The organism is Methanofollis tationis, assembly GCF_013377755.1.
GTDB classification, from domain to species: Archaea; Halobacteriota; Methanomicrobia; order Methanomicrobiales; family Methanofollaceae; genus Methanofollis; species Methanofollis tationis.
Genome location: NZ_JABXWR010000001.1, coordinates 1317821 through 1344303, shown reverse-complemented (window position 1 = coordinate 1344303; position 26483 = coordinate 1317821). Strand labels below are relative to the sequence as shown.

The window sequence follows — 26483 nt, the reverse complement described above, 5'->3', positions numbered from 1 at the left end:
TTTAGCGCAGCCATTCCCCGGTTGCAGTCCATCCCACATTGTAGCCTTCTTCTGATTTGCACACCTGGACGTCCACGTCGTCAGTCCGGTAGGCCCCGCCAGAGTTCCCGGACGTCGTGTCGTAATACCCGACGCCAGAACCCCCGGTGTTATAGTCCTCGGCCTGGATACGGCCGGGGAGAGACGGGTAGGGGCTCGGGGTCGGAGTCGGGGTCGGCTCAGGCGCCGGAGTCGGAGTCGGCTCAGGCGCCGGAGTCGGAGTCGGCTCAGGCGCCGGAGTCGGGGTCGGCTCAGGCGCCGGAGTCGGGGTCGGAGTCGGAGTCGGCGTCGGTTCAGGCGTCGGCGTCGGGGTCGGGGTCAGGGTCGGCGTCGGCGTCGGCGTCGGCGTCGGGGTCGGAGTTGGAGTCGGGGTCGGTGTCGGGGTGCTGGCAGCTACAAAATCCATATAGGAGATATCAGGGTCGCCGGAGAATACGAGGGTCAGGACATGGACGCCGGCGGAGAGCGTGCACGTCTTGCTCACCGTCGTATAAGAACTCCAGGAGCTCGTGGCCGGGACCGCAAACGTGCAGGCGTCAACACCGTCAACCCGGAGGGTCATGGAATTCCCGGTATACGGGGAGGCGACCAGGAACGAGACGGTGTAGGTACCGGACGTCTCGACATCGACGGTGTACTTCAGCCACTCGCCGGTCGCAGTCCAGCCCACGCTGTAACCGCCGTCAGCAGAGCACACCTGGAGGTCCACATCGTCACTCCGGTACACGCCGCCGCGGTTGCCGGATGTCGTGTCGTGATACCCGACGCCCTCACCACCGCTGTTATAGTCCTCGGCCTGGATACGGCCGGGGATGGAGGGATAGGGGACCGGCGTCGGAGTGGGCGTGGGTGTGGGTGTGGGTGTCGGGGTCGGGGTCGGCGTCGGGGTCGGCGTCGGCGTCGGCGTCGGGGTCGGAGTTGGAGTCGGGGTCGGTGTCGGGGTGCTGGCAGCTACAAAATCCATATAGGAGATATCAGGGTCGCCGGAGAATACGAGGGTCAGGACATGGACGCCGGCGGAGAGCGTGCACGTCTTGCTCACCGTCGTATAAGAACTCCAGGAGCTCGTGGCCGGGACCGCAAACGTGCAGGCGTCGACACCGTCAACCCGGAGGGTCATGGAATTCCCGGTATACGGGGAGGCGACCAGGAACGAGACGGTGTAGGTACCGGACGTCTCGACATCGACGGTGTACTTCAGCCACTCGCCGGTCGCAGTCCAGCCCACGCTGTAACCGCCGTCAGCAGAGCACACCTGGAGGTCCACATCGTCACTCCGGTACACGCCGCCGCGGTTGCCGGATGTCGTGTCGTGATACCCGACGCCCTCACCACCGCTGTTATAGTCCTCGGCCTGGATACGGCCGGGGATGGAGGGGTAGGGGGCCGGCGTCGGAGTGGGTGTGGGTGTGGGTGTGGGTGTCGGCGTCGGGGTCGGCGTCGGGGTCGGCGTCGGCGTCGGCGTCGGGGTCGGAGTTGGAGTCGGGGTCGGTGTCGGGGTGCTGGCAGCTACAAAATCCATATAGGAGATATCAGGGTCGCCGGAGAATACGAGGGTCAGGACATGGACGCCGGCGGAGAGCGTGCACGTCTTGCTCACCGTCGTATAAGAACTCCAGGAGCTCGTGGCCGGGACCGCAAACGTGCAGGCGTCAACACCGTCAACCCGGAGGGTCATGGAACTCCCGGTGTACGGCGAGGCGACCAGGAACGAGACGGTGTAGGTACCGGACGTCTCGACATCGACGGTGTACTTCAGCCACTCGCCGGTCGCAGTCCAGCCCACGCTGTAACCGCCGTCAGCAGAGCACACCTGGAGGTCCACATCGTCACTCCGGTACACGCCGCCGCGGTTGCCGGATGTCGTGTCGTGATACCCGACGCCCTCACCACCGCTGTTATAGTCCTCGGCCTGGATACGGCCGGGAATGGAGGAGTAGGGGACCGGCGTCGGGGTCGGGGTCGGCGTCGGTGTCGGGGAGCTGGCAGCCACAAAATCCATATAGGAGATATCAGGGTCGCCGGAGAATACGAGGGTCAGGACATGGACGCCGGCGGAGAGCGTGCACGTCTTGCTCACCGTCGTATAAGAACTCCAGGAGCTCGTGGCCGGGACCGCAAACGTGCAGGCGTCGACACCGTCAACCCGGAGGGTCATGGAACTCCCGGTGTACGGCGAGGCGACCAGGAACGAGACGGTGTAGGTACCGGACGTCTCGACATCGACGGTGTACTTCAGCCACTCGCCGGTCGCAGTCCAGCCCACGCTGTAACCGCCGTCAGCAGAGCACACCTGGAGGTCCACATCGTCACTCCGGTACACGCCGCCGCGGTTGCCGGATGTCGTGTCGTGATACCCGACGCCCTCACCACCGCTGTTATAGTCCTCGGCCTGGATACGGCCGGGAATGGAGGAGTAGGGGACCGGCGTCGGGGTCGGGGTCGGCGTCGGTGTCGGGGAGCTGGCAGCCACAAAATCCATATAGGAGATATCAGGGTCGCCGGAGAATACGAGGGTCAGGACATGGACGCCGGCGGAGAGCGTGCACGTCTTGCTCACCGTCGTATAAGAACTCCAGGAGCTCGTGGCCGGGACCGCAAACGTGCAGGCGTCGACACCGTCAACCCGGAGGGTCATGGAACTCCCGGTGTACGGCGAGGCGACCAGGAACGAGACGGTGTAGGTACCGGACGTCTCGACATCGACGGTGTACTTCAGCCACTCGCCGGTCGCAGTCCAGCCCACGCTGTAACCGCCGTCAGCAGAGCACACCTGGAGGTCCACATCGTCACTCCGGTACACGCCGCCGCGGTTGCCGGATGTCGTGTCGTGATACCCGACGCCCTCACCACCGCTGTTATAGTCCTCGGCCTGGATACGGCCGGGGATGGAGGGATAGGGGACCGGCGTCGGAGTGGGCGTCGGAGTGGGTGTGGGTGTCGGGGTCGGGGTCGGGGTCGGAGTTGGAGTCGGGGTCGGGGTCGGGGTGCTGGCAGCTACAAAATCCATATAGGAGATATCAGGGTCGCCGGAGAATACGAGGGTCAGGACATGGACGCCGGCGGAGAGCGTGCACGTCCTGCTCACCGTCGTATAAGAACTCCAGGAGCTCGTGGCCGGGACCGCAAACGTGCAGGCGTCAACACCGTCAACCCGGAGGGTCATGGAATTCCCGGTATACGGGGAGGCGACCAGGAACGAGACGGTGTAGGTACCGGACGTCTCGACATCGACGGTGTACTTCAGCCACTCGCCGGTCGCAGTCCAGCCCACGCTGTAACCGCCGTCAGCAGAGCACACCTGGAGGTCCACATCGTCACTCCGGTACACGCCGCCGCGGTTGCCGGATGTCGTGTCGTGATACCCGACGCCCTCACCACCGCTGTTATAGTCCTCGGCCTGGATACGGCCGGGGATGGAGGGGTAGGGGGCCGGCGTCGGGGTGGGCGTAGGCGTCGGGGTGGGCGTAGGCGTCGGGGTGGGCGTGGGCGTCGGGGTGGGAGTCGGGGTTGGCGTGGGTGTCGGCGTCGGGTTCGGCGTGGGCAGCAGCGTCTTCAGCGCCTGATACCATTTCCCCGAGATCAACTTCTCTCCCGCGGTGTTCGGGTGGCAACCGTCGAAGGTGTGCACAGAAGGATCAAAGCCGGTCCACTGGTCAACCACGATCACCGGGGATCGGGACGTCGATTTTTCCGCCGCCATTGTGGGTATCCGGTTATTGAAGACGATGACATTGTTGTGGCCGGCCTCGTTCGCGGCAGGATCATCCTGATTACCCGGGATGATCTTTGCTACAAATATCTTCACATCCGGGTTGTCGGCCCTGAGAACGTCGATGATCTCTTCGACTCCGTCGATGAGCTGATCAAGGTACCACTTGTCCTTCACCGGATCGATCGACCATGTCTTCCAGAGGAGATCGTTCGTGCCGATGTGCAGGAGCACATAATCGGCCTTATACTCCAGAACCCAGTCGGAAAGATCCCCGACAGCAGGGTGACCGGTATCGCCGTACAGGATCTCACCGATGCGGTATCCCCCATGGCCCTCGTGATCAGAGTCGAAATCCGAGTACAGAGGTGGATGGCACTCCATCGTCACACCGTAGCAGGTGCCGACCATCACGTCCTCGGTCGGGCTCTGCGTATATCCCCCATTATAGAGCGCATGGCAGAGCCAGTAGCGGTAGCTCGCGCTCCCGTCAAGGGCTGCGGTGATGGAATCGCCGAGCGGCAGGATACGGTATGAGACCGTGGACGTCGCAAGAGTGGAACTCAGGGAGAGCGTCGAGGTTTCGGACACATCGGAGGATACCCCGGCATCATAACCGGCACGTTTCGGGATGTCGTCCTCCCAGACCCGGCCAGGCACTTTATACATCTTCGAGGGAGCCATGAGGGCCACTCGATCATAGGCGGGCGTGTCGCCGACCTGGACAGGCGTGTCGCGGATCCCGTCGCCGTCTTTATCCTGACCACGGTTGCTCTCTCCCCAGTAGTTGCCGATATGGCCGGTGTAATCAGCGCCGGCATACCTGTACACGATCTCATCGGGAGATTCCCACTGGTCTTCTGGGCCTTTATCTCTGGCTTTGGCATTCAACGTATCGTCGGCGGAATCGTTCATGAAGATCCGGTCCAGGGAATCATCATTATTATCATCATCGTCGTCTGAGTCTCTACCTCTGGAGCCGGCGTTCAGGGTATTGTCGGTGAAATCGTTCATGAAGATGCGGTTTTGAGAATCCCCCACCACGATCCCGACGCGGCAGTTGTGGACGGTATTTCCAACGATCCGGTTGCAGGAGGAAGACCGGGCATCGATCCCGGCTCCACCCTTGTTTGCATCAACCGTATTGCTGTAAATATAATTGTCAGCCGTTTTTACAACAGATATCCCGCCCCCGGTAACGGCGTTATTCTCTATGATGTTATCATAGGACTCTGAAAGGACAATGTCGCCATCCAGTATCGTATTCCCGGAGATGACGATCTTTGTCCCGCGGAATACCCGGACACTGCTCTCCTCCAGCGTGTTGCCGGTGATCTCTGTTCCTCCGCTTCTGACACCAAGATTGATATCACCGCCTTCAATGATGTTGTTCCTGATCACATTCTTGCTGGAAAGCACCTTTATTGCTGCATTCGAGGTCCCTGAACCGGGTTTTCGAACGGAAAAACCCTCGAAGGTAACGCCGTCTGAGAGGATGGTTACAACACTCCCTTTTCTTCCACCATCGATGGCAGGAAGACCACCCCCGCTGTCCACGCCCCTGAGCGTCAGCGGAACGGCGATCTGCAGCGGGCCCCTATAGGTGCCGCTCTTCACCTCGATGACGTCCCCGGGGGACGCCGCATCCACAATATCCTGGAGGTTGTCACCGTCAGAGACAACCCGGGCGTCCCATCCCTGTACTCCCGAAGAGAGCAATGCCAACAAAAGGATAGACACTATTGATAAAAATCTCCCATTCACACTCATCCGCACACCTGCCCGACAAAATACGAATATATCCGAATATACCGCCATAAAATCCACGGATTTTCCTGTAAATTATTTCATACGCGCTCATCGACGACAATACACATACACCCCGCATCCACTGTGCAGGCCCTGAAAAGCAATTCGTTCGGGATTTTTCTCTGCATATGCCCCCTCCTCAAAAAGAACGGGAATCGTCAGGCAAAAATCTGCAAAAAAATCCACCCTCAGGTAGCGATCTTCTCCTTTTCTTCATACTCCCCCCCCATCTACACCGGGTAACTCTATACAACAATATTTAAATATATCGCTGGGTCCGGGCAGGAGGACAATATGCAAAAATGGCTCTGTTGAATGCTTCCTACAACCCGTAGATATTGCCCAATTATCGACGGAAGTACTTGATATGACCCCTACCAAGAGCTTTTCAACAGAGCCGCAAAAATAGCATTCACCCGCGTGACTGCAATGACCACGGGTCACTTACCCCCGCAAGATAAAAGAGTATTCACGGACGATATTCCCCCCACTAAAAGGGGATGAGTTTCTGCCTGCTCTCTTCGTGAACAGCCGCTACAGGAGAGAACTACAGCCTCCGGTAATACACCTTCTGCATATCGGGATCGCTCTCGTGGAAGAGGCCCTTGAGATCGATCAGGACCGACCGACCGTTCAGATAGATGCTGAGGTCCTGGACAGTCATCTTCCTGAACTGCTCGTGGGCGACCGCAGCGATCACGCAGTCAAATTTCCCCTCCATCTCGTCCAGCGCCCTGACCCCGAAGGCTTCCACCTCTTTCCTGCTCAGCAGAGGGTCGTAGCCATAGACATTGACGCCGAAACTCTTCAGTTCCTGCACCACCTCGCGGACCGGGCTCTCGCGGGTGTCTGGAACATCCTCCTTGTACGTCAGGCCCATGATAAGGGCATCAGATCCCTTTATCAACTTTCCAACATCATTAAGGCCCCTTATCGCCATATCAGCCACATATTCGGCCATATGATCGTTGATCGCCCGCCCGGCAAGGATCACCTGCGGGTGATACCCGAGTTCTTTCGCTTTATACACAAGGTAATAGGGGTCGACCGGGATGCAGTGCCCGCCGACAAGACCGGGATTGAACCTGATGAAGTTCCATTTTGTGGAAGCGGCTTCGAGAACGGCCTGCGTGTCCATGTTCATTTTGTGGAAGATGATCGTGAGTTCGTTCATCAGGGCGATGTTGAGGTCCCGCTGGATGTTCTCGATCACCTTTGCGCCCTCTGCCGTCCTGATGTCCTTCGCCCGATAAACATTGGTGATCAGTCCGTATAACGCTGATAGGGAGGCCGTCGTTTCTTCATCCATACCGGAGACGATCTTGGTGATCCGGTCGAGCGAGTGGGCCTCGTCGCCCGGATTTATCCGCTCAGGAGAGTAACCGATCTTAAAGTCGACACCGCACCTGAGCCCTGACTCCTTTTCCAGGATCCCGCAGACCAATTCCTCGGTCACACCCGGATACACTGTCGATTCGAGCACCACGATCGCTCCCGGTTTCAGGTTTTTCCCGACAATCGAAGCAGCGGACTCGACATAATAGAGATCCGGTTCTCTGGACTTTTTCACCGGCGTCGGGACGCAGATCAACACAAAATCGGCCTCCCTGATAAGAGAGGGGTCGGTCGTGAAGGTGATGGCGTCGTTCTTTTTCTTGAGTGAAGCGATCTTCGCTCCGTCAACGTCGTAACCGATCGTCTTTAAGTGTCGGGAAAAGGCTTCTGCAAGAGGAAAACCTACATATCCCAGTCCGACTACGCAAACAGTTTTGTCTCTGATATCATCTGGTACGTGAACCATATCGTCCCCCCGGACCAACAGGGAGATACTCAAATTAATATATAAATATTTGTATTATGTGGTGGCCGGATGCGGCAAAACTATGCCTGATAAAACATCCTGCAGAACATATACCCGAATCTAAACTCCTCTAAGAGTTCAATAGAGGCAGGGATGATAAAGAACCCTCTTTATTCATTCAGTATCCCACGGCGTAGAGATGGCCGCGCTCACCATAAAATCTATATAGAGGGCCTATCTTCTCCACGGCGCACCTGACCTCAGTCTCTCCCGGGGAGAGATCGATCACCACCACCGCTCCGTCATCGGCCCGGTCAGATCTGAAGGTGAGGGTATGGTTGTACCGGCACGCCTGCAGGTCGACATAATAGGTGGTCTCGTCGATCTGTCCGGTCCTGATCGCAGGTCCGTCGAGATGCCAGGCGGACGCCTCCCCGAGGGTCATAAACGCTACCCCTTTGTCCCCGAGGTATTCTATCACCCTCTCGAACTGCTCTGTTCTGGTGGTATTGAGAGTCCCGTCATCGTTAAGAAATGTCCAGTCATGCAGGTACAGGAGATAATACTCCTCAGAAGAAGACTCGAACTCCTCGAAACTCCGGGTGAACTCCTCGAAACTCCGGTGGGACACCATCGTGTATCCGGTCTCATACTCGAAACTGCTGATAAAATTGGTCAGATAACACGGATAACCAATCATATCGGTGATGGAGGTATAGCCAAGCATTCTGGCGGCACGGGAGGTGTCAGCATTCCCGCTCCCCTGTGGGGGCACGAAGGATACCGGGCGGTAGTCCAGCGTCTCCGTCATGATGGTGGTGCTGCATTCGATCAGCCTGTACTGCTCATCATACGGCAGGGGAAAGAACGCCTCATGCGCATACCCGTGGGTCGCAAATTCCACACGGTTTCGATCGAGCGTATTCAAAAAATCGACAGTATCAGGGTTTTCAGAGAGGTGCGCCGGGATTATAGAAAGGGTGATGCTGATGTCTTTCTCCTCTGCAAGATCGGCAATCCACCGGAGAGAGGACAGGGAGGTATCGGCACCGATATCGTCGTCCCGTATGATGACTTTCTTCGCATAAAAGGGGTTGTCCTGGTCCATGGAGGCCATCATCAGATACCCGGTTTCCAGATCCTCGCTCCATTTCGTATGGAGCAGGGCCGTCTGGTGGATCAGTGCATACGAAGTGAGGGTCAGCATGCCGGCAAGAGATACCACCAGAAGGATAAGAATCACGGCTTCCACCTTTCTGAGGCCGGCCGGCCCCTGCCCCAGAGATCTTTTCCTGGCAGCGATGAGCAGGAGCCCGAGAGCGAAGAGGATCGTCCCGGGAACCAGCAGCAAAACAACGATCCCGCAGAGATCCAGGTGCGGGAAGGTGCCGGCAAAACCCGGGGCTATACCGGCGACGGCAATGATGAAACCCGCCAGAAAAAACCCCCGATAGAATCGGCGGCGATCACCCATCATCCTCCCTCCCTGTTTTCGCCAATATATATGCTTTTTGAGGCATGCAGATCCTGCATGAGCCAGACCGAAAAACAAGAAAATTGACAATATTCAACGTTTTTTATTTTTTCATAGAATATGGACAGTTCACCTCAGGCCGCGCCGTCCTCCCTGGCCGGCGAGGGGCAGGCGGCAGGCGGCATGGTAGCCGCAGATCACCTGTATGCTCTCACCAAAGGCGGCGTCGAGCGCCGCATCCCCGGTGTCCACAAAGAGAAGAGGAGTGGCTGCACATTTCTGCGGGGTCGCCACCACGATCACGTTTTTGGGGCCTGCGGCACGGACGACCGCAGGGCTGATCTGCTGGGTCCCCCGCCCCAGCACCGAGCCCTGAGCCCCTATGGGGCTGACGATGATCCGGCAGCGCCCGGCCCTACCCACATGGGCAAGAAGGGTGCGTTCGTCTGCATCTGCGGCCACAACCCGGCCGTCCCTGATCACATCCACGCCGAGGAGCGTCTTTGGAAGGCCGAGGGCCCGGGCGATCGCCGCGGTGGTGCTGCCCGCACCGAGAACGGTGGTGCCGCCGCTCAGGATCAGGTCGGCCATAAACCGGGCGATGCCGTCGATGGCCGCAGACTCGTCCCCGGAAATAACCATCTTTGAACCCTGCACCAGCCCTCTCAGGGTCGGAGTGCGCACCACGGCATGGAGGCGGGCCCGCAGCTCTCCCCTGCGGTAGGCATCCTCGTCGATATCCATCACCTCAGCCTCCCGCAGATCGAAGGCGCCGGTGAGGATGGCGGCGACCTCCCCGGGCCTGAGCGCAAAGACCCCGGAGAACATCTTTACACCGGCAGGAATGCCCAGGATCGGGGTCTCACCCGCGGCTGCCGCCACGTCCCGTGCCGTCCCGTCCCCGCCGCAGAAAAGGATGATATCAGCGCCATGCGCCACAAAGGCACGGACAGCGCCCATGGTATCGGCGGCAGTGGTCCCGTCGGCTTCAGGCCGATAGACGACCTGATAGTCGTATATCCCGGCCTGCTCAAGGGCGTCGGCACCCATCGGCGCGGCAGAGGTGACAAAGCGGATGCCTGAACCCCGCAGAGGAGCCAGCGCTTCGACCGCACGCTCACGGGAGACCGGCACGGCCCCGCGGCGGGCGGCTTCGGCGACCATCCCGTCGGTGCCCTTCAGGGCGACCGTGCCGCCGAGACCTGCAACAGGGTTGAGGAGAAAACCGACCAGCATACCTATCTCTCTCCCGGGGGAGCGATGAAGCCTTCGCGGCAGGATCGTCGGGCCTGCCCTCTCCTCTTCGTGCAAAAACGGGCCGGTTGAAAGTCTGCGATATGGTTATATAGTGGCACTGTCCTATCCGGGGAATTGACCGTTGATACGCGATATGCCGCCAGAAATCGGCGGGCTCCAGCAGTCGGAGAGGGAAGATAGCATGTGTATGGAGGGGCACAGTGCAGGGTGCGAGAATGCGTTATCGGATCTTTCAGAAACGTCGTTAAAAGTCTCTGTGGTCATCCCCCTCTACAACAAACGCCCCTATATCGAACGGACAATCCGCTCCGTCCTCTCCCAGACCATTCAGGACTTCGAGATCGTCGTCGTCGACGACGGGTCGCAGGATTACGGCGCCGATATTGTCAGAGCGATCGACGACCGGCGCATCCGCCTGATCAGTCAGGAAAACCGCGGCGTCTCCGCCGCAAGAAACCGCGGGGTGCACGAGGCAACTTCAGACTTTATTGCATTTCTGGATGCAGACGACGAGTGGAGGCCCACCTTCCTCGAAACGATCCTGAGACTGCGGATGCGCTATCCTGGAGCAGGGATCTACGCAACCGACCGCATAAACTGCAGACCTGACGGCAGGATGAAACCCTGCCGCTATATCAGGATCCCGCCGGCTCCTTGGGAAGGATTGCTGCCAGGATATTTCATCACCGCAGGGTCTTCAGATCAGCCGATCTGCTCCTCTGTGATTGGCATACCAAAACAGGTGCTCGAAGAGGTCGGAGGGTTCCCGGCGGGGGTCAGGATCGGGGAAGACCTCATCACATGGTTCAATATCGCCCTGAAATACCCGATCGCCTTCAGCAGGGAGATCGGTGCGGTCTACCACATGGAAGCTGAAAACCGCACCGATAAACAGGCCAGGGACAAAACGTGGAGACTTAACCTGATAACGAGAGTAGAGGAGGCGATCAGGAACGGCGAGGTGCCCGTGGAAAAAATAAGCGAGGTGCAGGAGTATCTGGCCGTCTACCAGATCGGCATGGCATGGCACTATATACGCTCGGGCAAGACCGGAGAAGCGCGCACTATCCTATCCAGGTGCAGGACTGAACTGCTGAAAAGGGATAGGAGGGTGATGTATTTCCGCACATTTCTACCGTCACCGTTCAGATGATCCACCGGAGCGCCGGATCACGCCTTCACGGGCGTTCATCGGCATATGTGACGGTATACTCCTCTCCTGGATATGCAAGCGGGAATTGATCGACGCCTGATGATTCTCCTACCATATAGGCATCTTCAAGAACGCCGTCCCCGTCCATGTCAGTGCCGGTGTGGTCATCCCAGTAATTGCCAGGAGTGCCGACAAATGCGGAGCCGTTGAAGAGGTACGTCACCGGATCCGGAGACGACCAGAGATCGCAGCCTCCGGAGAGATCAACCGATGCAACGTGTAGCGTATTATTAACGAAGGTGTTCAGATAGACCTGGTTGGCAGACTCACCTGTCCTGAACCCGCACCCGCAGCCCCTGATGACATTGCCCGCAATGATGTTGCAGAACGATCGCCGCACATCGAAAGCGCACCCGTCAGGGTTGTCCGAGATCGTATTGTTGAAGAAGGCGCCGTCAACGACGTTCACCAGCGTGAGCCCCCCCCCGGCGACTAGATTGTCCCTGACCATCAGGTCATAGGAGCGGTAGAGTGCAAAGCTCCCGTTCAGGAGGGTATTCCCGCGAACGGTCAGGACCGTACCGGACATGATGGTGATATTTCCGCCTTCCAGGACGTTGTCGCAGATCGAATTGCCCCCGTTGCGGACCGGCAGCATGATATCCCCACCGATGATCGTGTTGTTTGAAATGACATTCCTGTCCGAGAGGACCGTGATGCCAGAGCCGTTCATCACAAACCCGTCCAGCGATATGCCGGTGCCCGAGAGTGTGAAAAGACTCCCGGAACCGTTGCCGCACACCACCGGCATTCCACCGCCGGTATCGATCCCGCGGAGTTCCAGCGTCCTGTCCACATCCAGGGTCTCATAATAGGTGCCGCTCTCTACCAGCACCCGATCGCCGGGGTTCGCCCGCGCCACCGCCTCTCCGATACTCCCGCTCTCGTTGACGATGTGGACCGTGGGGGTACGCACCACGATCTTCTCCTCAAAAAGAGCCGGGTCCAGAGTTTCATCGACAATCTGAAGATCCTCTGCATATGCCGCCGGTGTCAGGCAGAAGAGCAGCATCACACCGACAAGAAGCAGTCCCCCAATTGCTTTCATGCTTCCTCCTCATCTCCGAGGATACACCTGTGCATCACATTATTTATACCCATCGCGCAGCCGGCGAGGAGAGAGAAGCGCCATTCTCTGCCGTTACAGTCAATTGAAGCGTTCAAACACGTTTTTAAGAGTCAGTGCGTTCGCATCGTACGAGAAACACTCGTTGAATTTTTTTCTGGCCGAAATACCCATCTTCTTCGCGATATCCGGGTTGTCCACGATGAAACGGACGGCGTCAGCCAGTCTGTCCGGGTTTTCAGGCTCCACAACCCACCCGCACCCCTCAAGGATCTGCGGGAGCGACGAGACCGCTGTGGCAATGATGCTCTTCTCCATCGCCATCGCATCAAAGATCTTTGCCGGAACCTGCCCGGCCGTCGCATCGTTTTTCTGCTGCGGGATCACCGCCATATCTGACATCGCAAGAAACTCCGGGATCCGTGCAAAGGGTTGCATGCCATATGCCAGAAATCGCGGGCCGAGGACCTGGCTGGCGTGCTCGGCCAGCGCCTGGCAGTACGGGGTGGCGTCCATCCCGACGATGGCGAGCGTCACATTCCGGTCATCGAGACGGCGAACCGCTTCGACAAGAGTCTCCATACCTTTATGCGGCCTCGGACTCCCGAGAAAGAGGAGGACCGAGGTGTCGGGATCGATCCCGAGGCCCTCCCTGATACGAGCCCGGTCATACCCGGACGGCTGGAACAGATCAGCATCCCTGGCGTGCCAGACGATCTCACCGCCGTATTTTTCCTGAAGAAACGGACTTGAGACGGTGATGCTGTCCGCAGCTCCGATCAGGCGCTCGCAGACGCCGCGCCCGAGGACTGAACCTATCTGAAACGGGTAGAGGGCGGAGTAGCCGAGAAGCCGCGCTCTTCCGCCCACGGAGAGGGCGCGGATCTCCTCGTTCATCAGCCCCGTGTCCCAGTCGTCGATGTCGAGGACCAGCGGCGTCTTTCTGGCGATCCTGGCCAGAAGGCCAGCCCCGAAACTCGTAGAAAGGGGTTTGACCGCATAGACGACGTCGCCGTCGGCCATCTCCCCGAGGGTGCGGAGATGGGTGCGGAGGTGTACCGCACCCCTGACCGGGAGCGCTCTGCGGGGGACGCTTGTATCATCGGCAAGCGGCTCCCAGATCCCGCCGTCGAGGACCGGACCGACGATCTCAACCTCATAATGGCGCATGAGCATCTTTCCGAGCAGATGCGCACGTGAAAGGACGTTCTGCGACAGGTTCGGCACCAGTATCGAGATCTTCACAGGAATACCCCCGGGCGTGCCGTCCCCATCATTGCCGTTTCTCCCCGCCCCCTGCAACAGATCTCAGGATCTCTCATGATGCCCTCCAAAACCGGTGAATTCCAGCCAGCGCTCCGTGAGGTCCATCCCCTCGGCGAGTTCGAAGACCGGGACGTAACCGAGGAGTTGCTGTGCCTTATCGATCGAAACCTCGGTCTTTGCCTGATAATACCTGATCTCCTTCTCCGAAAGCGGCACCACCGGCAGATCGCGGCACACAGGATCGCCGGGATCAGGCCGTCGCCTCTCTGAGGCGAGTTTTCCCCGCGTGTTCTGATGGACCGGGGGAGGAAGGGGCGGCACCGACCGGTCAGGCAGGCGGTTGCAGGCGAAGAGATCAGATCGCGGAACAGGCCGGGATGCTTCGTGAGGGCGGTACCGATCTCCCCGGGAACCCTCAATGCCAGCCTGACAGGATTCTGGTCTTTCCGGGATTTATTCAGGTAGCGTCCGGCCTCTTCGGCGGTCATGGAGACCGTTGCCGCCGCACCGATCATCTTCTCGTAGAACCCGAAAAAGTCCTTCCAGGTGACGGGACGCCGGGCAGAAACGAGAAACGCCTCACCTGCCGCCTCCTTCCTGACAGCCGCAAGGATCATCGCCTGTATGACATCGTCCACATACACCGCATTGCAGAATCCGTCGCCGTTGTTCACCAGGATCATCTTCCCCCTGGAGAGTTTCTGGATCGGCCCGCAGGTCCATGCCGGGGCGCCCGGACCGTAGACCACCGCAGGCTGAACAACCGATACCGAAAGACCGTGCCTTCGTTCATGGTCAAAGACCAGACCCTCGGCCTCGCGTTTTGAATCGGCGTAGACCTCATCAGAGCGTTGCCTGGGGGCTCGTTCGTCAAGTCTGCCGTCAGGGGTCTGGCCGTACACCGAGAGGGTGCTGACATGGACCACCCGCCCGACACCCCGCTCGCGCGCCGCCCTGAGCACATGCTCGGTTCCCTGCACGTTCACCTGCCGCCGCTGTGCCGGCGTCCCCCCCTTTCCCTTCGCGCAATGGAAGATCCCATCAAAGCCCTCGGCGGCCCGAAGAACGGCCTTGTAATCGGTGACATCGCCGGGGACCATCTCGATCGGAAAGCGTGCGATATGCGATGCCCTGGTGAAATTGCGCACAAGAGCCCTGACATCGGCGCCGCAGTCCCGGACCAGGCACTCGATCAGGCGCCCGCCGATAAACCCGGTGCCGCCGGTGACCAGAACTTTTTTGTTTTTAAGGAGGCAGGCATCTCCGGCCCTCAGGAAGACCTGCGGCGCCCAGGGGAGATCGAGGGGTTGCCGGCGGAGATAACACTCTTCGATCAGCGCAACAGACCGGCGCCCCTCCTCGCCGGTCACCAGCGGTTTATGCCCGTTTCTGGTCGCCCCGACCCAGTCTGAGAGCTGGTCGCAGAAGAGGCAGTGCGGGATCGGGAGGGCGGCGGACGCGGCGGGATCCTGCCTGACCGTTGTGCCGGATACGCCGATATCATCCCCCTCAGGGAAAAATGAGAGACGGTTGCCTTCCAGATCGATCTCCACCCATCCCTTCTCGCCCCTGATGATCGCGGTGTTGCGAAGATTGCGCGTACGGCTAATTTCAACCGTTCCTTCGGCACCGCACCTCATCTTCAGGTTGAGCCTGCAGTTGGCCTCCACCCCACCATAGCAGTCATCGTGGTACTCCACCGATTCGTAATCCCCGAGCCACCAGAGGAGGGAGTCGAGCGTATGAACTCCGACATCCATGAGCACGCCGCCCCCTGCCGCCTCCCGCCTGAAGAAAAAGTCCGATGCGGCAGGCCAGCCAAAGACATGCCCCTCCCTGATGTCGAACGAGGTGATCGTTCCCAGGGCGCCGTTGTCGATCAGGTTTTTCACCAGGCGGTGCGAGTCGAGAAAACGGCGCATCAGGCCGACGGCGAGTTTAACGCCGTTTTCCTGTGCGGCCGCGATCATCAGGTCGCATTCGGCCGCGGTGAGGGCCATCGGCTTCTCCACCAGGACGTCCATCCTCTGACTCATCAGTTCGACAGCCGCACGGGCATGGAGAGCGTGAGGCAGAGCGATGATCGCCGCATCGGCCTTCCCCCTGATGAGGCGGTAATCGTCCATCACCTCACCGACCCCGAATTTTTCGGCCAGGCTGCGGGCACGCTGAAGATTTCGGTCCACCAGCACCGTCACCTCGACGTTCCTGCACCTGGACACCGCAGGAAGGTGGTTCAACTCTGCAACAGCACCGCACCCTATGACTGCTAGTCTCAATGGCGTGAATACCCCCCTGTATGGTATATGGTGTATCGGTGCTCCTGCCATTGCCATTTCTCGTATATGAACGTTCTTCTCCTATCCGCTCCCGTCATGAAGCAGGAGCCGTTAAAAGATGGGGTGTTATCAGAAATACTCCAGAGTGTCCGGGAAAAATCTGATCGCCAGCGGCGAGGGGACACATCCTGCATGCGGTGCCCGAAAGGAGGCAGCCAGGAATACCCTGCCGCACAGGATATAGGGCCGCCAGATGAACAGATGTTAAGAGGACGCATTTTTACCTCAGGGGCCGCGTACGCCGCAATCACCCGGGAGAGAAGGTGAGAGAGATTCATTTCGGCGCCCTTATCTGGTTCGGCCCGACAGAGGCGCCGACGATATGCCGGATGACCGATTTTATCTCTTCTACAGACCTGCTGTCCACCACCATGATCACAGCGGTGTAGACCATGACCCCGAGGACGATCGACGAGACCAGGGAGACGCTCTCTGACATATACCGCCCGCTGAAGCTCAGGAAGAGCCAGACGGCGGCGACCATCACCCCGGAGCCTATGGCGGCCGGGTGGACCGCACTGACAATAGCGGCATATTTCAGCCCGATGAGACGGTTGGCAATGGTCTGAATGACAAAGAAAAGACCGCAGAACGCCAGCGTGATGGCGGCGGCAACACCGGTGATCCCGAAGGTCATCCCCAGATATATCGCAAGAGAAATGATGGAGACAGAGAGGATCTCATATCTCACATAGAGGTCGGGCCGGCCCTTGCCCATCAGGACCGGGTTCGCGTTGGCTTCAACGGACTTGAGGATCCCGTACACGGAGAGGATCTGCAGGGGCAGCACCATCGGGACCCAGTTCTCTCCGATGGCGACCGGGATGAAGACCGGTGCGACGACGGCAAGGCCGGCGAGCATGGGAAACGTCATCAAGGAGGTGTAACTGACCGTCTTGAGATAGCCAAGCCTGATCTGTTCGTTGTCGTCCTGGATCGCCGAGAAGGCCGGGAAGGTCACCCGGCCGATGATCCGCGATATCCGCCTGAACGGAAAGACCGCCATCTGGAAGGCAAGAGTGTAGAGGCCAAGAGAGGTTGCGTCAAGAAACTTTGCGATGAGGAGGTAGTCGATATTCGTGTCGATGTAGCCGAGGATCTGCGATCCCATCGCGTTCTTCCCGTAGCCGAAGAGATCCAGGAAACTCTCCCGGTCCAGGGTCCTTGACGGCCGCCAGGGGCAGAGCACCCACAACAGAGCAGAACTGCCAAGGCTCGCCATCACCGAGCCCAGGACAAGGCTCCAGACACCATAGCCGAGGACGGCCAGGATCAGGGAGGCGATCCCGGCTATGCCGGCCGTCCAGATCTCGGTGATGGCGACCTTCTTGAAATCGATCCTCTTCATCAGCATGGTCCTGTGGACGATGCCGAACGAGCCGAAGATAAAACTCAGGGAGAGGACGACGACGATCGACCGCAGCAGGGGTTCGCCGAAGAACCCGGCGATGAACGGAGATGCGAGTACGGCCAGGGCAAAGAGGATGCCCCCCAGCATGAGGCCCACCCAGAAAGCGGTGGAGAGGTGCTTCTCTGTGATCCCTTTTTTCTGGATGATGGCGGCGCTCAGACCGATGTCGTTGACGGTCTCGATGAACATCGTGAAGACGAGCGCCATGCCGAGGAGGCCGAAGTCTTCAGGAACGAGAAGGCGGGCCAGCAGGATCTTTACGAGAAACTGTAATCCCTGGGATACCACCTGCGATACGCCTGACCAGCTGATCCCCCTGACGGTCTGGATTTCAAGACTTATCAAAACCCCCCCATGCACCATTCTTCCGGCACGCCGTCCAGAGAGGGGTCGGCGCCGGCAGATAGGTTTCGAGCAGAGTAGAGAGGATGATGATATTTAAGTGTTGTGCCATTGCCGGAGTGGCAGAGGAACGGGGAGAAGATTATTTTGCTTTGAGAGAGGGTTAGTTCCTGATTCCAGACAGCATACGTGCTTTTCTGGAGAGACGGTCACTGAGCGGCGGGGCGATCATCCGGGAAAACGCCTTTGTGTCCTGATCTCTTGTAACCCCGAACCGGCTGATCCCGTAGAGATCCGACCCTGCGGCAGTGCGGGGATTTACTTCCAGGGCACAGGCATACCCTGCCTCCCTGGCGGCGAAAACCTCTCGTGGAGAATATTTTCCCCAGGGGTACGACAGGGAGAGAAAGGTCTCTCCAAACCTGATCAGCGTCTCTCTTGAATCGTCCAGCTCCCTGCGGAGCGCCAGGGTGTCGAGTGTGGGAAGGTTTGCATGCGAATGAGTGTGACTCCCGAGCCCGATCCCACGGGACCGGATGGAGAGCACGTCGTCTTCATCCATCAACCGTGTATCGGGCGAGTGCTCGTTGAACCTCGCCTTCTCCCCGAGCATCCCGGTGACGAGGAAGACGGTGGCCGGGACACCGAACGCTTCCAGCACCGGGAGCGCCTCCTCGACAAAGTCCAGGTAACCGTCGTCGAAGGTGATGACCGCCTGCATCCTGACACCCGGATCGCTGGTTTTAAGCCCTTCCACCAGCGTGGGGAGCGGGACGATATCGTAGCCCGCATCCAGAAGCCACTCGATCTGCCCGGAGAAAGCCTGCCGTGAAACGGCAAAAGGATCAGAAGGGGGGGTCCCGGTGATCGAATGGTACATGATGACGATCGGACCCGGGAGGTGCCTGATCTTAAAATTCATCGGATTTTCTCCCTATTTTATCGCCCGAATGCTCGAATGCATGCTGTCGCTCCTTTTTCAACAGGGTCGGATAATTGTCGTGCACCCTCCCGACCACCCGCGCCGGGACGCCGGCGGCGACGGCGTTTTCAGGGATGTCAGAGAGCACAACGGCGTTTGCACCGATCATCGCATTGTTCCCGATCGTCACCGGACCCAGGATCTTCGCACCGGCCCCGAGCATCACGTTGTCGCCGATCGTCGGGAACGTTCTCCCGTTCTTTCTCTTCCCGGGCACCTGCCCGAGGGTGACGCCCTGGTACACGGTCACATTTCGCCCGATCTTCGAGGAGTAGCCGATGACGATGCACTGGGCATGGGGGATGAAGAGACCGGCACCGATCTCCGAACCTGTGGAGATGGAGATCGCGTTTAAGATGCGGTTGAGTATGTTCAGAAGCGGGAGGAAGAACCCGGGATTTTTTTCTCTGGTCTTCCTCGCCAGGCGGTAAAAGAAAACGGCCCTATAGCCCCTGTGCATGAGGGCGTATCTGAGTACGATATACCCGGACCGTATGCGCCCATAGGAGGCGGCGGTTTCCGGTCGCCTGAGATAGGGCAGGAGATCCTGCATATAAATGGACCCCGGGCACCTCTCCACCGTCGCGGTACCCCCCTCATGAACCCATGCTGCCGCAAAACCCTGAGAGGTGTCCGGGTAGCCAGCACACTCTTCCTCCATCTGCGGAGCACTGCCACGCCTCAAAACCATAGAACTCGGTCTCCGTATCTGCTCAATTATCAGCCATCATCCACTTTTCAGACAGATGGGGCGACAGGGATTCCACCCCGCCCCATCCTATGATGCCGCTGGACGATCCTTTGCGACCCTGTTTACCTTCCGCCGGCAACCCGACGATCGCCGGCATCGTAGCCACCGACAGACGCCCGCGTGTCAGTGCAGGCATCCAACATATAATAGTTTCCCATGTGCCCGGAGTCCGGGAAGATAGAACCGGACAGAAAGGGAGAGAGACCGTCCAATCTCTCCCCCAGCCAGAGTCTCTGCGTTTCTGTTTTTCCGTTCATCCCCGACCCCTTCTCTGCACAGCCGGTTCAGACGACGGCCCCGAGGGTCTGGGGTCCGATCTCCCGACCGATCCCGGGAGCGACCTGAAAAGCGGGATTATCCGCCCACCTATCGCAATCAGGCAGGCGAACCTGTGGAGAAGGGCCGTTCCACCACCAACCGGATATATCAGGACATGAGTATAGGGAGTCATACCAGAGAGACGGCACCCATGACCCGGTCGATAGCAACCGTTATATTTCTCGTCGTCACGGCAGGCATCTGTTTGATCCAGGTGACAGGCGCCATGACGCTCTACGTAGCCACCGCTGACAGTTCGCCTGAAGAAAAACGATATGCAGATCGTCTCTGCGACGGGGCCGGGGATCAGATCGAGATACAGAAAGCGATAAACGATCTTCCTGGAGAGGGAGGCGAGGTCGTTCTCCTCTCCGGACACTTCAGGTGCGATGAGACCATCAGGCTCCGCTCCGGCACCGTGCTCTCGGGGAAGGGCGCCGGCATCACCGTGCTCAACTTTACCAGAGGAACGATCTATCTCAGGGACATCAGGGGCGTGGTGGTCAGGGACCTGGGCACGACCGGTAGCGGAGCGGTATGGATCTACAACAGCAACGCCGTTCGCGTGCGCAACGTCTCCGCTACCACCGATACCTCTGCACACGGGGCATTCTGGATTTATGCGCACAACGCCGTCGTCGAAGATATCGAGTTCGTCAACTGCACCGCCCTCAACTGTTCACGCCACGGTTTCATCAACAACGGCGAAGGGACGACGAAACTGGTGAAAAATGTCAGGTATATCAACTGCACAGCCATAAATTCCGGGCTGTTCGAGCGTTACAACCCCTGGTCCACCGGATTCGATCTTGCAGAGAACAGTGATCTCGAGGACTGCGTGGTCAGCGGGTGCCTGGCCGAGGGATCCTGGGAGTCGGGGTTCCATATCGAGAACAACCCCACGAAGATCAATGTTCTGATCGAAAACTGCATCAGCCGCAACAACGGACAGAGGGAAAACGCCGATTTCGGTGCCGGTTATCTGATATCGGGCGATGTCACCCTGAAGAACTGCATCTCCGAGAACAACAGACGGGGATATTATGTGGTAACGGCCCGGACGCCCGGACATCCGGTGATCACAGACTGCATGGACCGGGGTTCAGGCCAGAGTTATGTGCTGAAAGATACGGCAGAGATCCGTATCCAGAATAGTTCAAGCATAGATGCCTCGAACATGGGCATTTCAGTCATCAGATCAAAAAATATCACGATAAGCAACTTTACCCTTAAAAACGCCGCACACGAGAATATCATCTGTCATTCCCTCGGGATACCCCTGCAGGAGTCCGAAGCCGGATATTATGAACTTCAGAACATTGGAGGGATGTACAGTTGCGGCATAAGCGTCGAAATGAGCAAAAATGTGATGTTTTCTGGAACCATCGCAGGAAACGAATCTGAAGAGCCAGGGACGCCGGGATCCGTGATCAGAAGGGGCGTCATCGCAACCATAATCGGCTCAATAGTGCTTTATTTCGCGTACCGCACATTAAAAAAGATTAAAAATATATGATTACCCATTTAAATTCCCAAATAACAACAGATGGCCTAAATTTAACTGCTTATTAGAATGTATGATATCCTGAGAAGCGAAAAGAGAAACAAAAATCCAGAAATGGTCAAAATATACTAAAAACATCATAACACGAAAAAGTGCTATTTTCGTCATTGCAATGATTTGTGAGGGCATATCAGAGATGCAACATTAAAAAATAAATTCAAATATATAAATTATATGCAGACCGCATTATAGCACTATAGGCGAATTATATTAAATGAAAAAAAAAATATGAGATAGATTCTATTATCCTGCGCGAGAGGATACAAGAACGGTTGGTACCATAACGCATTCAAATAGATAATATCAATTTAATTAACTAAAATGACCTTAAAAAAACACATATCAAGATAATAGAACATTAATAAAAATTTTTAAAGGATTAAGACATCAAAAACCAATAAAATTTCAAATCATATGATTAAATCGACAAATTAGAGTTAAAAGACCATATTAAACAATATTTTTGTAAAACTAAATTGTTATTGGCCTTTTATCTGTTAAAAAATCAAAATATAATGCTAAAATCAATGAATAGAAATAGAAATATTTAAATCAAGATTGTATGAAAATAAATGTGCACGGGGGGGGAGGATGAAAATAGAGGAATTGATATGGGGATCAGGCCAACGCTAAAACTGTTGTTTGCAGCACTCATGCTCGTCTGTCTCGCACAGGCAGCCAGTGCGGCAACGGTCCATGTCGCTGCAAGCGACAGCACGGCTGAACTGAAAAGTCAGGCTGATTATATCTGCGACGGGTATAATGACCAGGTAGAGATCCAGGCGGCAATCAACGCACTGCCAGCCAGCGGCGGCGAAGTGGTCCTGGCAGAAGGCAAATTCAGCCTCGGATCATCTGTCACGTTAAAGTCGAACACTGTTTTGAGAGGAGCAGGAGAGGAAAAAACGATCCTGACATTCTCATCAGGCAGAGTGGATATCTCAGGCGTGCAGTATGTCACCGTCGGTGACTTCAAACTCCTCGGGACTGGAGCAATTTTCATCAAGAACGCAAAGCACATCACGGCCGAGCGGATCTATGCGTATGACATCTCCAATGTCCAGTGGGGCGCCTTCCAGGTAAGAGCGGACGGTTATGTCACCGAAGACATCAAGCTGATCGACTGCACCGCCGATTACATTGCACGTCACGGATTTGTGAACGACGGGACCAACGGTGGCCTGATAAAAGATATGCAGTTTATACGCTGCAAGGCGCTCAGCTGCGGTCTTCACAACAGGATCGCGTCAGAGTACGGCACCTGGGTGACCGGCTTCGATATCACGGAGACCGTCGACATCGAGAATGTCCTGCTTGACTCCTGCGTCGCGGACAACAACTGGGAATCCGGTTTCCACATCGAGTACTTCCCCAAAAAGACCAATGTAACATTCAAAAACTGCCTTTCCACAAACAACGGCAGGGTAAAGCAGTACTCAACCGATGAGAAGATCTGGATGGCCGGCTACACCGTCTCCGGTGACGTCACCCTGATCAACTGCACGGCCGAGAACAACATGAAGGGGATCTTCTTCAACACCGGCCACTGGGTATCTGGCGGCGTATTTGTCGACGTCCCTGGCACTCCGAAGTTCTTCAACTTCCATGATGTCGGCTCCAACATCGGCCTCTACATGCTGGGTGCACGCAGAGGCGTGCTGGAAAACTGTGTATTTGAAAACTCGGAGACCTACGCGATCTATGACTACAAGTCGTGGGGCATCACGTTCAACAACTGCGATTTCGTGAACCCTGCGGGGGTCAAGGGCGTCTACATCCAGAATGTTGTCGCAAACTCACAGGACTGGAGCGGCGTGAACCTCATCTTCGATGAGAATTACCAGTACAACCCGGGTCAGGAACCAACCCCTGTACCAACCCCTGTACCGACGCCGGAACCAACGCCGGTTCCAACCGAGCCCCTGGCAGTGCCGGGGATCGTCGCTGTAGAGCAGTATGACGCCGGCGGCGAGGGCGTCGCATACCACGACACCACCGCAGGCAACCAGGAAAACACCCTCAGGACCGATGACGTCGATATCGTCACACGGCCATGGGACGACGGTTACCTCATCGGATACATCGACGAGGGCGAATGGATCAACTACACCGTGAACGTCGAGGAGGCAGGCGTCTATGACGTCGAGTTCCTTGTCTACGCAAAGAACGCAGGAAGAACCCTCACCCTTGCGATCGACGGTGAAGAGGCATGCACCGTCGAGGTCCCGGCAGAAGGGAGCTGGACAATTCCGCTGAAACCGACCGCACAGGTGACCTTCCCGACCGCAGGCGAGCACGTCGTCACCCTGACATTCGCAGGCGGGGACATGAACGTCGGGTCCATGTCGTTCGCACTCGCAGGACCGGTCCCGGAGCCGACGCCTGAACCAACACCAGAACCGACGCCTGAACCGACGCCGGTGCCAAAAGACGAACCGGTTTCTCTTTCGACACCCCTACCCGGCATCGTCGCTGTAGAGCAGTATGACGCCGGCGGCGAGGGCGTCGCATACCACGACACCACCGCAGGCAACCAGGAAAACACCCTCAGGACCGATGACGTCGATATCGTCACCCGTGCATGGTACGACGGCTACCTCATCGGATACATCGCCGAGGGCGAGTGGATCAACTACACCGTAAACGTCGAGGAGGCAGGCGTCTATAACGTCGAGTTCCTTTTCTACGCAAAGAGCCCAGGAAGGATCCTCACCCTTGCGATCGACGGGGAAGAGGCATGCACCGTCGTGGTCCCGGCAGGAGGATCCTGGACGACACCCCTGAACCCGACCGCACAGGTGATCTTCCCGACCGCAGGCGAGCATGTCGTCACCCTGACATTCACCGGCGGGGACATGAACGTCGGGCCCATGTCGTTTGCACTCGCAGGGCCAATCCCCGAACCGGCGCCAGAAGGTATGATGGTACTGCCCGGCATCGTCGCGGTCGAGCAGTATGATGCCGGCGGCGAGGGCGTCGCATACCACGACACCACCGCAGGCAACCAGGAAAACACCCTCAGGACCGATGACGTCGATATCGTCACCCGCTCATGGAACGACGGCTACCTCATCGGATACATCGCCGAGGGCGAATGGATCAACTACACCGTATATGTCGAGGCGGCCGGAACATATGACGTCGAGTTCCTCGTCTACACGAAGATCGGAGGCAGAACTCTCAGCCTTGCGATCGACGGAGAAGAGGCATGCACCGTCGAAATCCCGGCAGGAGGAACCTGGACAAAGCCGCTGAAGCCGACCGCACAGGTGACCTTCCCGACTGCAGGCGAGCATGTCCTCACCATGGCGTTTGCAGGCGGAGACATGAACGTCGGTCCCCTGACCTTCGAACGCAGCAATTAAAGCACCATACCGGCCTGCACCCGGGACAGCAGGCCGGTCCAGACCAATTTTTTTCTGCCTGAGAGGGCCGGGCATGACTGCAGAGCCGGGATGCCGGGAGCAGTTACGCCCCGAAATCATGGCCAGCCCGATTTTTCTCCAGTATTCTTCTGATTTTCCCCGGATACCCGGAATATATCCAGACTATAATCCGGCACATGAGATACCTTTATATATTCATTGCATATTACTGCTCATCGTCTGGCGGGGGGGACGCGGGGCCGGGGAGGTATGATTGAGAGTGCCGAACGCATCTCTGCCGACGGGCGGCAGGTGCGAGCACGGCCGGACATGCTCCTGAAACGGCAGAAGATATCGTCCTGATAGACCCAGAAGAAACCATTCCAGGTTATGTCGAAATGAGCATTCGGCGCAGGACGGTTTTTCCCCCCACCACGCAATCCTGGCGGCATCGGGGCCGGGAAGAGGTGATCAGCGTGAGCAATGTCAGAAAACTCCTGTATCTCAGACGGGCGATGCGGAATCAGTGGCTGAAACGGAAGGAGATCGAAGAGATCCAGAGGCGCATGATGCGGGGGATGATCGTGCACGCCTATGACAACGTGCCCTTCTACCACAGGAAGTTCAGAGAGGCAGGAGTGATCCCCGATGATATCCGGACCGTTGAAGATCTCCGGAAAATACCGATAACCACAAAAAAAGAACTCAAAGAGAATTTTTCCGACCTGATCGCCCGCGGGGTCGATCCCTCCTCGTGCTGGATGCCCAGGACCAGCGGATCGACAGGGATACCGCTCAAAGCGGCCTATGGGAAGAGAGACGAAGATTATCAGAAGGCGATTGCACTCAGGCCGAACCTTGCGTGCGGCCAGAATCTCCGGGATCCCTGGGCGGTGCTCACGGCGCCCCACCACATCCTTGACAAAAAACACTGGTTCCAGAAGCTCAGGTTTCTCTCACCCTCTTTTGTCAATATATTCGCAGACCTGCAAGAGCAGATCAGGCTTCTCGAAGAGATGCAGCCGCGGGTCATCGACGGATATCCCTCGGCGCTCTACCTGCTGGCACGGGAGATGAAGCGGACCGGCAGAAAGACGATCAACCCGGAGATCATCTTCAGCACGGCCGAACACCTCTCGCCCGAGATGCGGGAGGGGATCGAATCCACATTCAGGATCAGGATGTACGACCAGTTCGGGTGCGTCGAGATGGGGCGGACGGCCTGGGAGTGTCCCGAACATGCGGGCTACCACATGGACATCGATGCGGTGGTGATGGAGTTTCTCCGGGACGGCGAGCCGGTCGCTTCGGGCGAGCGGGGAGAGATCGTGTACACCGGGCTCTACCACTATGCGATGCCGCGGATCAGGTACGCTGTCGGCGATGTCGGGGTCCCGACCGACGAGGAGTGTCCCTGCGGGCGGGGACTGCCCCTGATGAAAGAGGTCGAAGGGCGATCGGACTCGTTCATCCAGACGCCTGACGGGAGGATCTATCCCCAGATGACCTTCTGGGCGATCATGAGGACGTTTGCGCACGCCGAAGAGATCGCACAGTTCAGGGTGATACAGGAGAGAACAGACGCCATCACCGTCCCGGTCGTCAGGGGCAAAAATTACCGGGAGGGGATCGACGAAGAGATCAGGAGGCACATCGTCGGCGTGCTGGGCGATGACGTGAGGATCACGGTCAGCCCGGTCGACGAACTCCCGCGGGATCCCACCGGCAAGGTGAGAACGGTGATCTCCCATGCGCAGATCCAGTGGTGACCTGA

The 26483-nt window shown here is 57.8% G+C and carries 14 protein-coding genes; 4 read left to right on the top strand and 10 right to left on the bottom strand.

Features of this window, described 5'->3' with window-relative positions; genetic code table 11:
• Position 1: 1 nt before the first annotated feature.
• From HWN36_RS06940 to HWN36_RS06925, 4 genes are all read right to left on the bottom strand, one after another.
• Complete coding sequence (locus HWN36_RS06940) at positions 2-5476, bottom strand: carbohydrate-binding protein (protein ID WP_176788684.1); 5475 nt, start codon at positions 5474-5476, stop codon at positions 2-4.
• A gap of 631 nt (positions 5477-6107) precedes the next feature.
• Positions 6108-7361, bottom strand: a complete 1254-nt coding sequence (locus HWN36_RS06935; protein WP_176788683.1) for a nucleotide sugar dehydrogenase — start codon at positions 7359-7361, stop codon at positions 6108-6110.
• A 178-nt stretch (positions 7362-7539) separates the two neighbouring features.
• Positions 7540-8838, bottom strand: coding sequence for a DUF2334 domain-containing protein (locus HWN36_RS06930; protein ID WP_218133207.1), 1299 nt, complete (start codon positions 8836-8838; stop codon positions 7540-7542).
• Positions 8839-8964: 126 nt separating this feature from the next.
• A complete protein-coding gene (locus HWN36_RS06925) occupies positions 8965-10071 on the bottom strand; it encodes an ATP-NAD kinase family protein (RefSeq protein WP_176788681.1) in 1107 nt (368 codons plus the stop codon).
• A 277-nt stretch (positions 10072-10348) separates the two neighbouring features.
• Between HWN36_RS06925 and HWN36_RS06920 the strand changes: the two genes are divergently transcribed.
• Positions 10349-11245, top strand: a complete 897-nt coding sequence (locus HWN36_RS06920; RefSeq protein ID WP_176788680.1) for a glycosyltransferase — start codon at positions 10349-10351, stop codon at positions 11243-11245.
• 25 nt (positions 11246-11270) lie between these two features.
• On the opposite strand, the gene HWN36_RS06915 is transcribed toward HWN36_RS06920, so the two are convergent.
• The 6 genes from HWN36_RS06915 to epsC form a co-directional block, all read right to left on the bottom strand.
• Positions 11271-12353 (bottom strand): right-handed parallel beta-helix repeat-containing protein, encoded by a 1083-nt coding sequence (locus HWN36_RS06915; RefSeq protein WP_176788679.1) that lies wholly within the window; start codon positions 12351-12353, stop codon positions 11271-11273.
• A 99-nt stretch (positions 12354-12452) separates the two neighbouring features.
• Positions 12453-13616, bottom strand: coding sequence for a glycosyltransferase (locus HWN36_RS06910; protein ID WP_176788678.1), 1164 nt, complete (start codon positions 13614-13616; stop codon positions 12453-12455).
• Positions 13613-15967: an NAD-dependent epimerase/dehydratase family protein gene (locus HWN36_RS06905; RefSeq protein ID WP_281361640.1), complete on the bottom strand. Its 2355-nt coding sequence runs from the start codon at positions 15965-15967 to the stop codon at positions 13613-13615. The genes HWN36_RS06910 and HWN36_RS06905 overlap by 4 nt, the downstream gene beginning before the upstream one ends.
• A 283-nt stretch (positions 15968-16250) precedes the next feature.
• Positions 16251-17732: an MOP flippase family protein gene (locus HWN36_RS06900; RefSeq protein WP_176788676.1), complete on the bottom strand. Its 1482-nt coding sequence runs from the start codon at positions 17730-17732 to the stop codon at positions 16251-16253.
• A 160-nt stretch (positions 17733-17892) separates the two neighbouring features.
• Positions 17893-18651: a polysaccharide deacetylase family protein gene (locus HWN36_RS06895; RefSeq protein ID WP_176788675.1), complete on the bottom strand. Its 759-nt coding sequence runs from the start codon at positions 18649-18651 to the stop codon at positions 17893-17895.
• Positions 18641-19264 carry a serine O-acetyltransferase EpsC gene (gene epsC / locus HWN36_RS06890; RefSeq protein ID WP_343044946.1) on the bottom strand — a complete coding sequence of 208 codons (624 nt, stop codon included), beginning with the start codon at positions 19262-19264 and terminating at the stop codon, positions 18641-18643. Before epsC ends, HWN36_RS06895 begins: the two co-directional genes overlap by 11 nt.
• 730 nt (positions 19265-19994) lie before the next feature.
• On the opposite strand from epsC, the gene HWN36_RS06885 reads away from it, so the two are divergent.
• From HWN36_RS06885 to HWN36_RS06875, 3 genes are all read left to right on the top strand, one after another.
• On the top strand, positions 19995-21296 hold the full coding sequence (locus HWN36_RS06885) for a glycosyl hydrolase family 28-related protein (protein ID WP_343044989.1): 1302 nt from the start codon (positions 19995-19997) through the stop codon (positions 21294-21296).
• Positions 21297-21982: 686 nt separating this feature from the next.
• Entirely contained in the window at positions 21983-24709 is a 2727-nt protein-coding gene (locus HWN36_RS06880; RefSeq protein ID WP_176788672.1) for a carbohydrate-binding protein, read from the top strand.
• Positions 24710-25185: 476 nt separating this feature from the next.
• The gene (locus HWN36_RS06875) at positions 25186-26478 is read left to right on the top strand and encodes a phenylacetate--CoA ligase family protein (protein WP_343044945.1); all 1293 of its coding nucleotides are present in this window, start codon (positions 25186-25188) and stop codon (positions 26476-26478) included.
• The last annotated feature ends 5 nt before the right edge of the window (positions 26479-26483 follow it).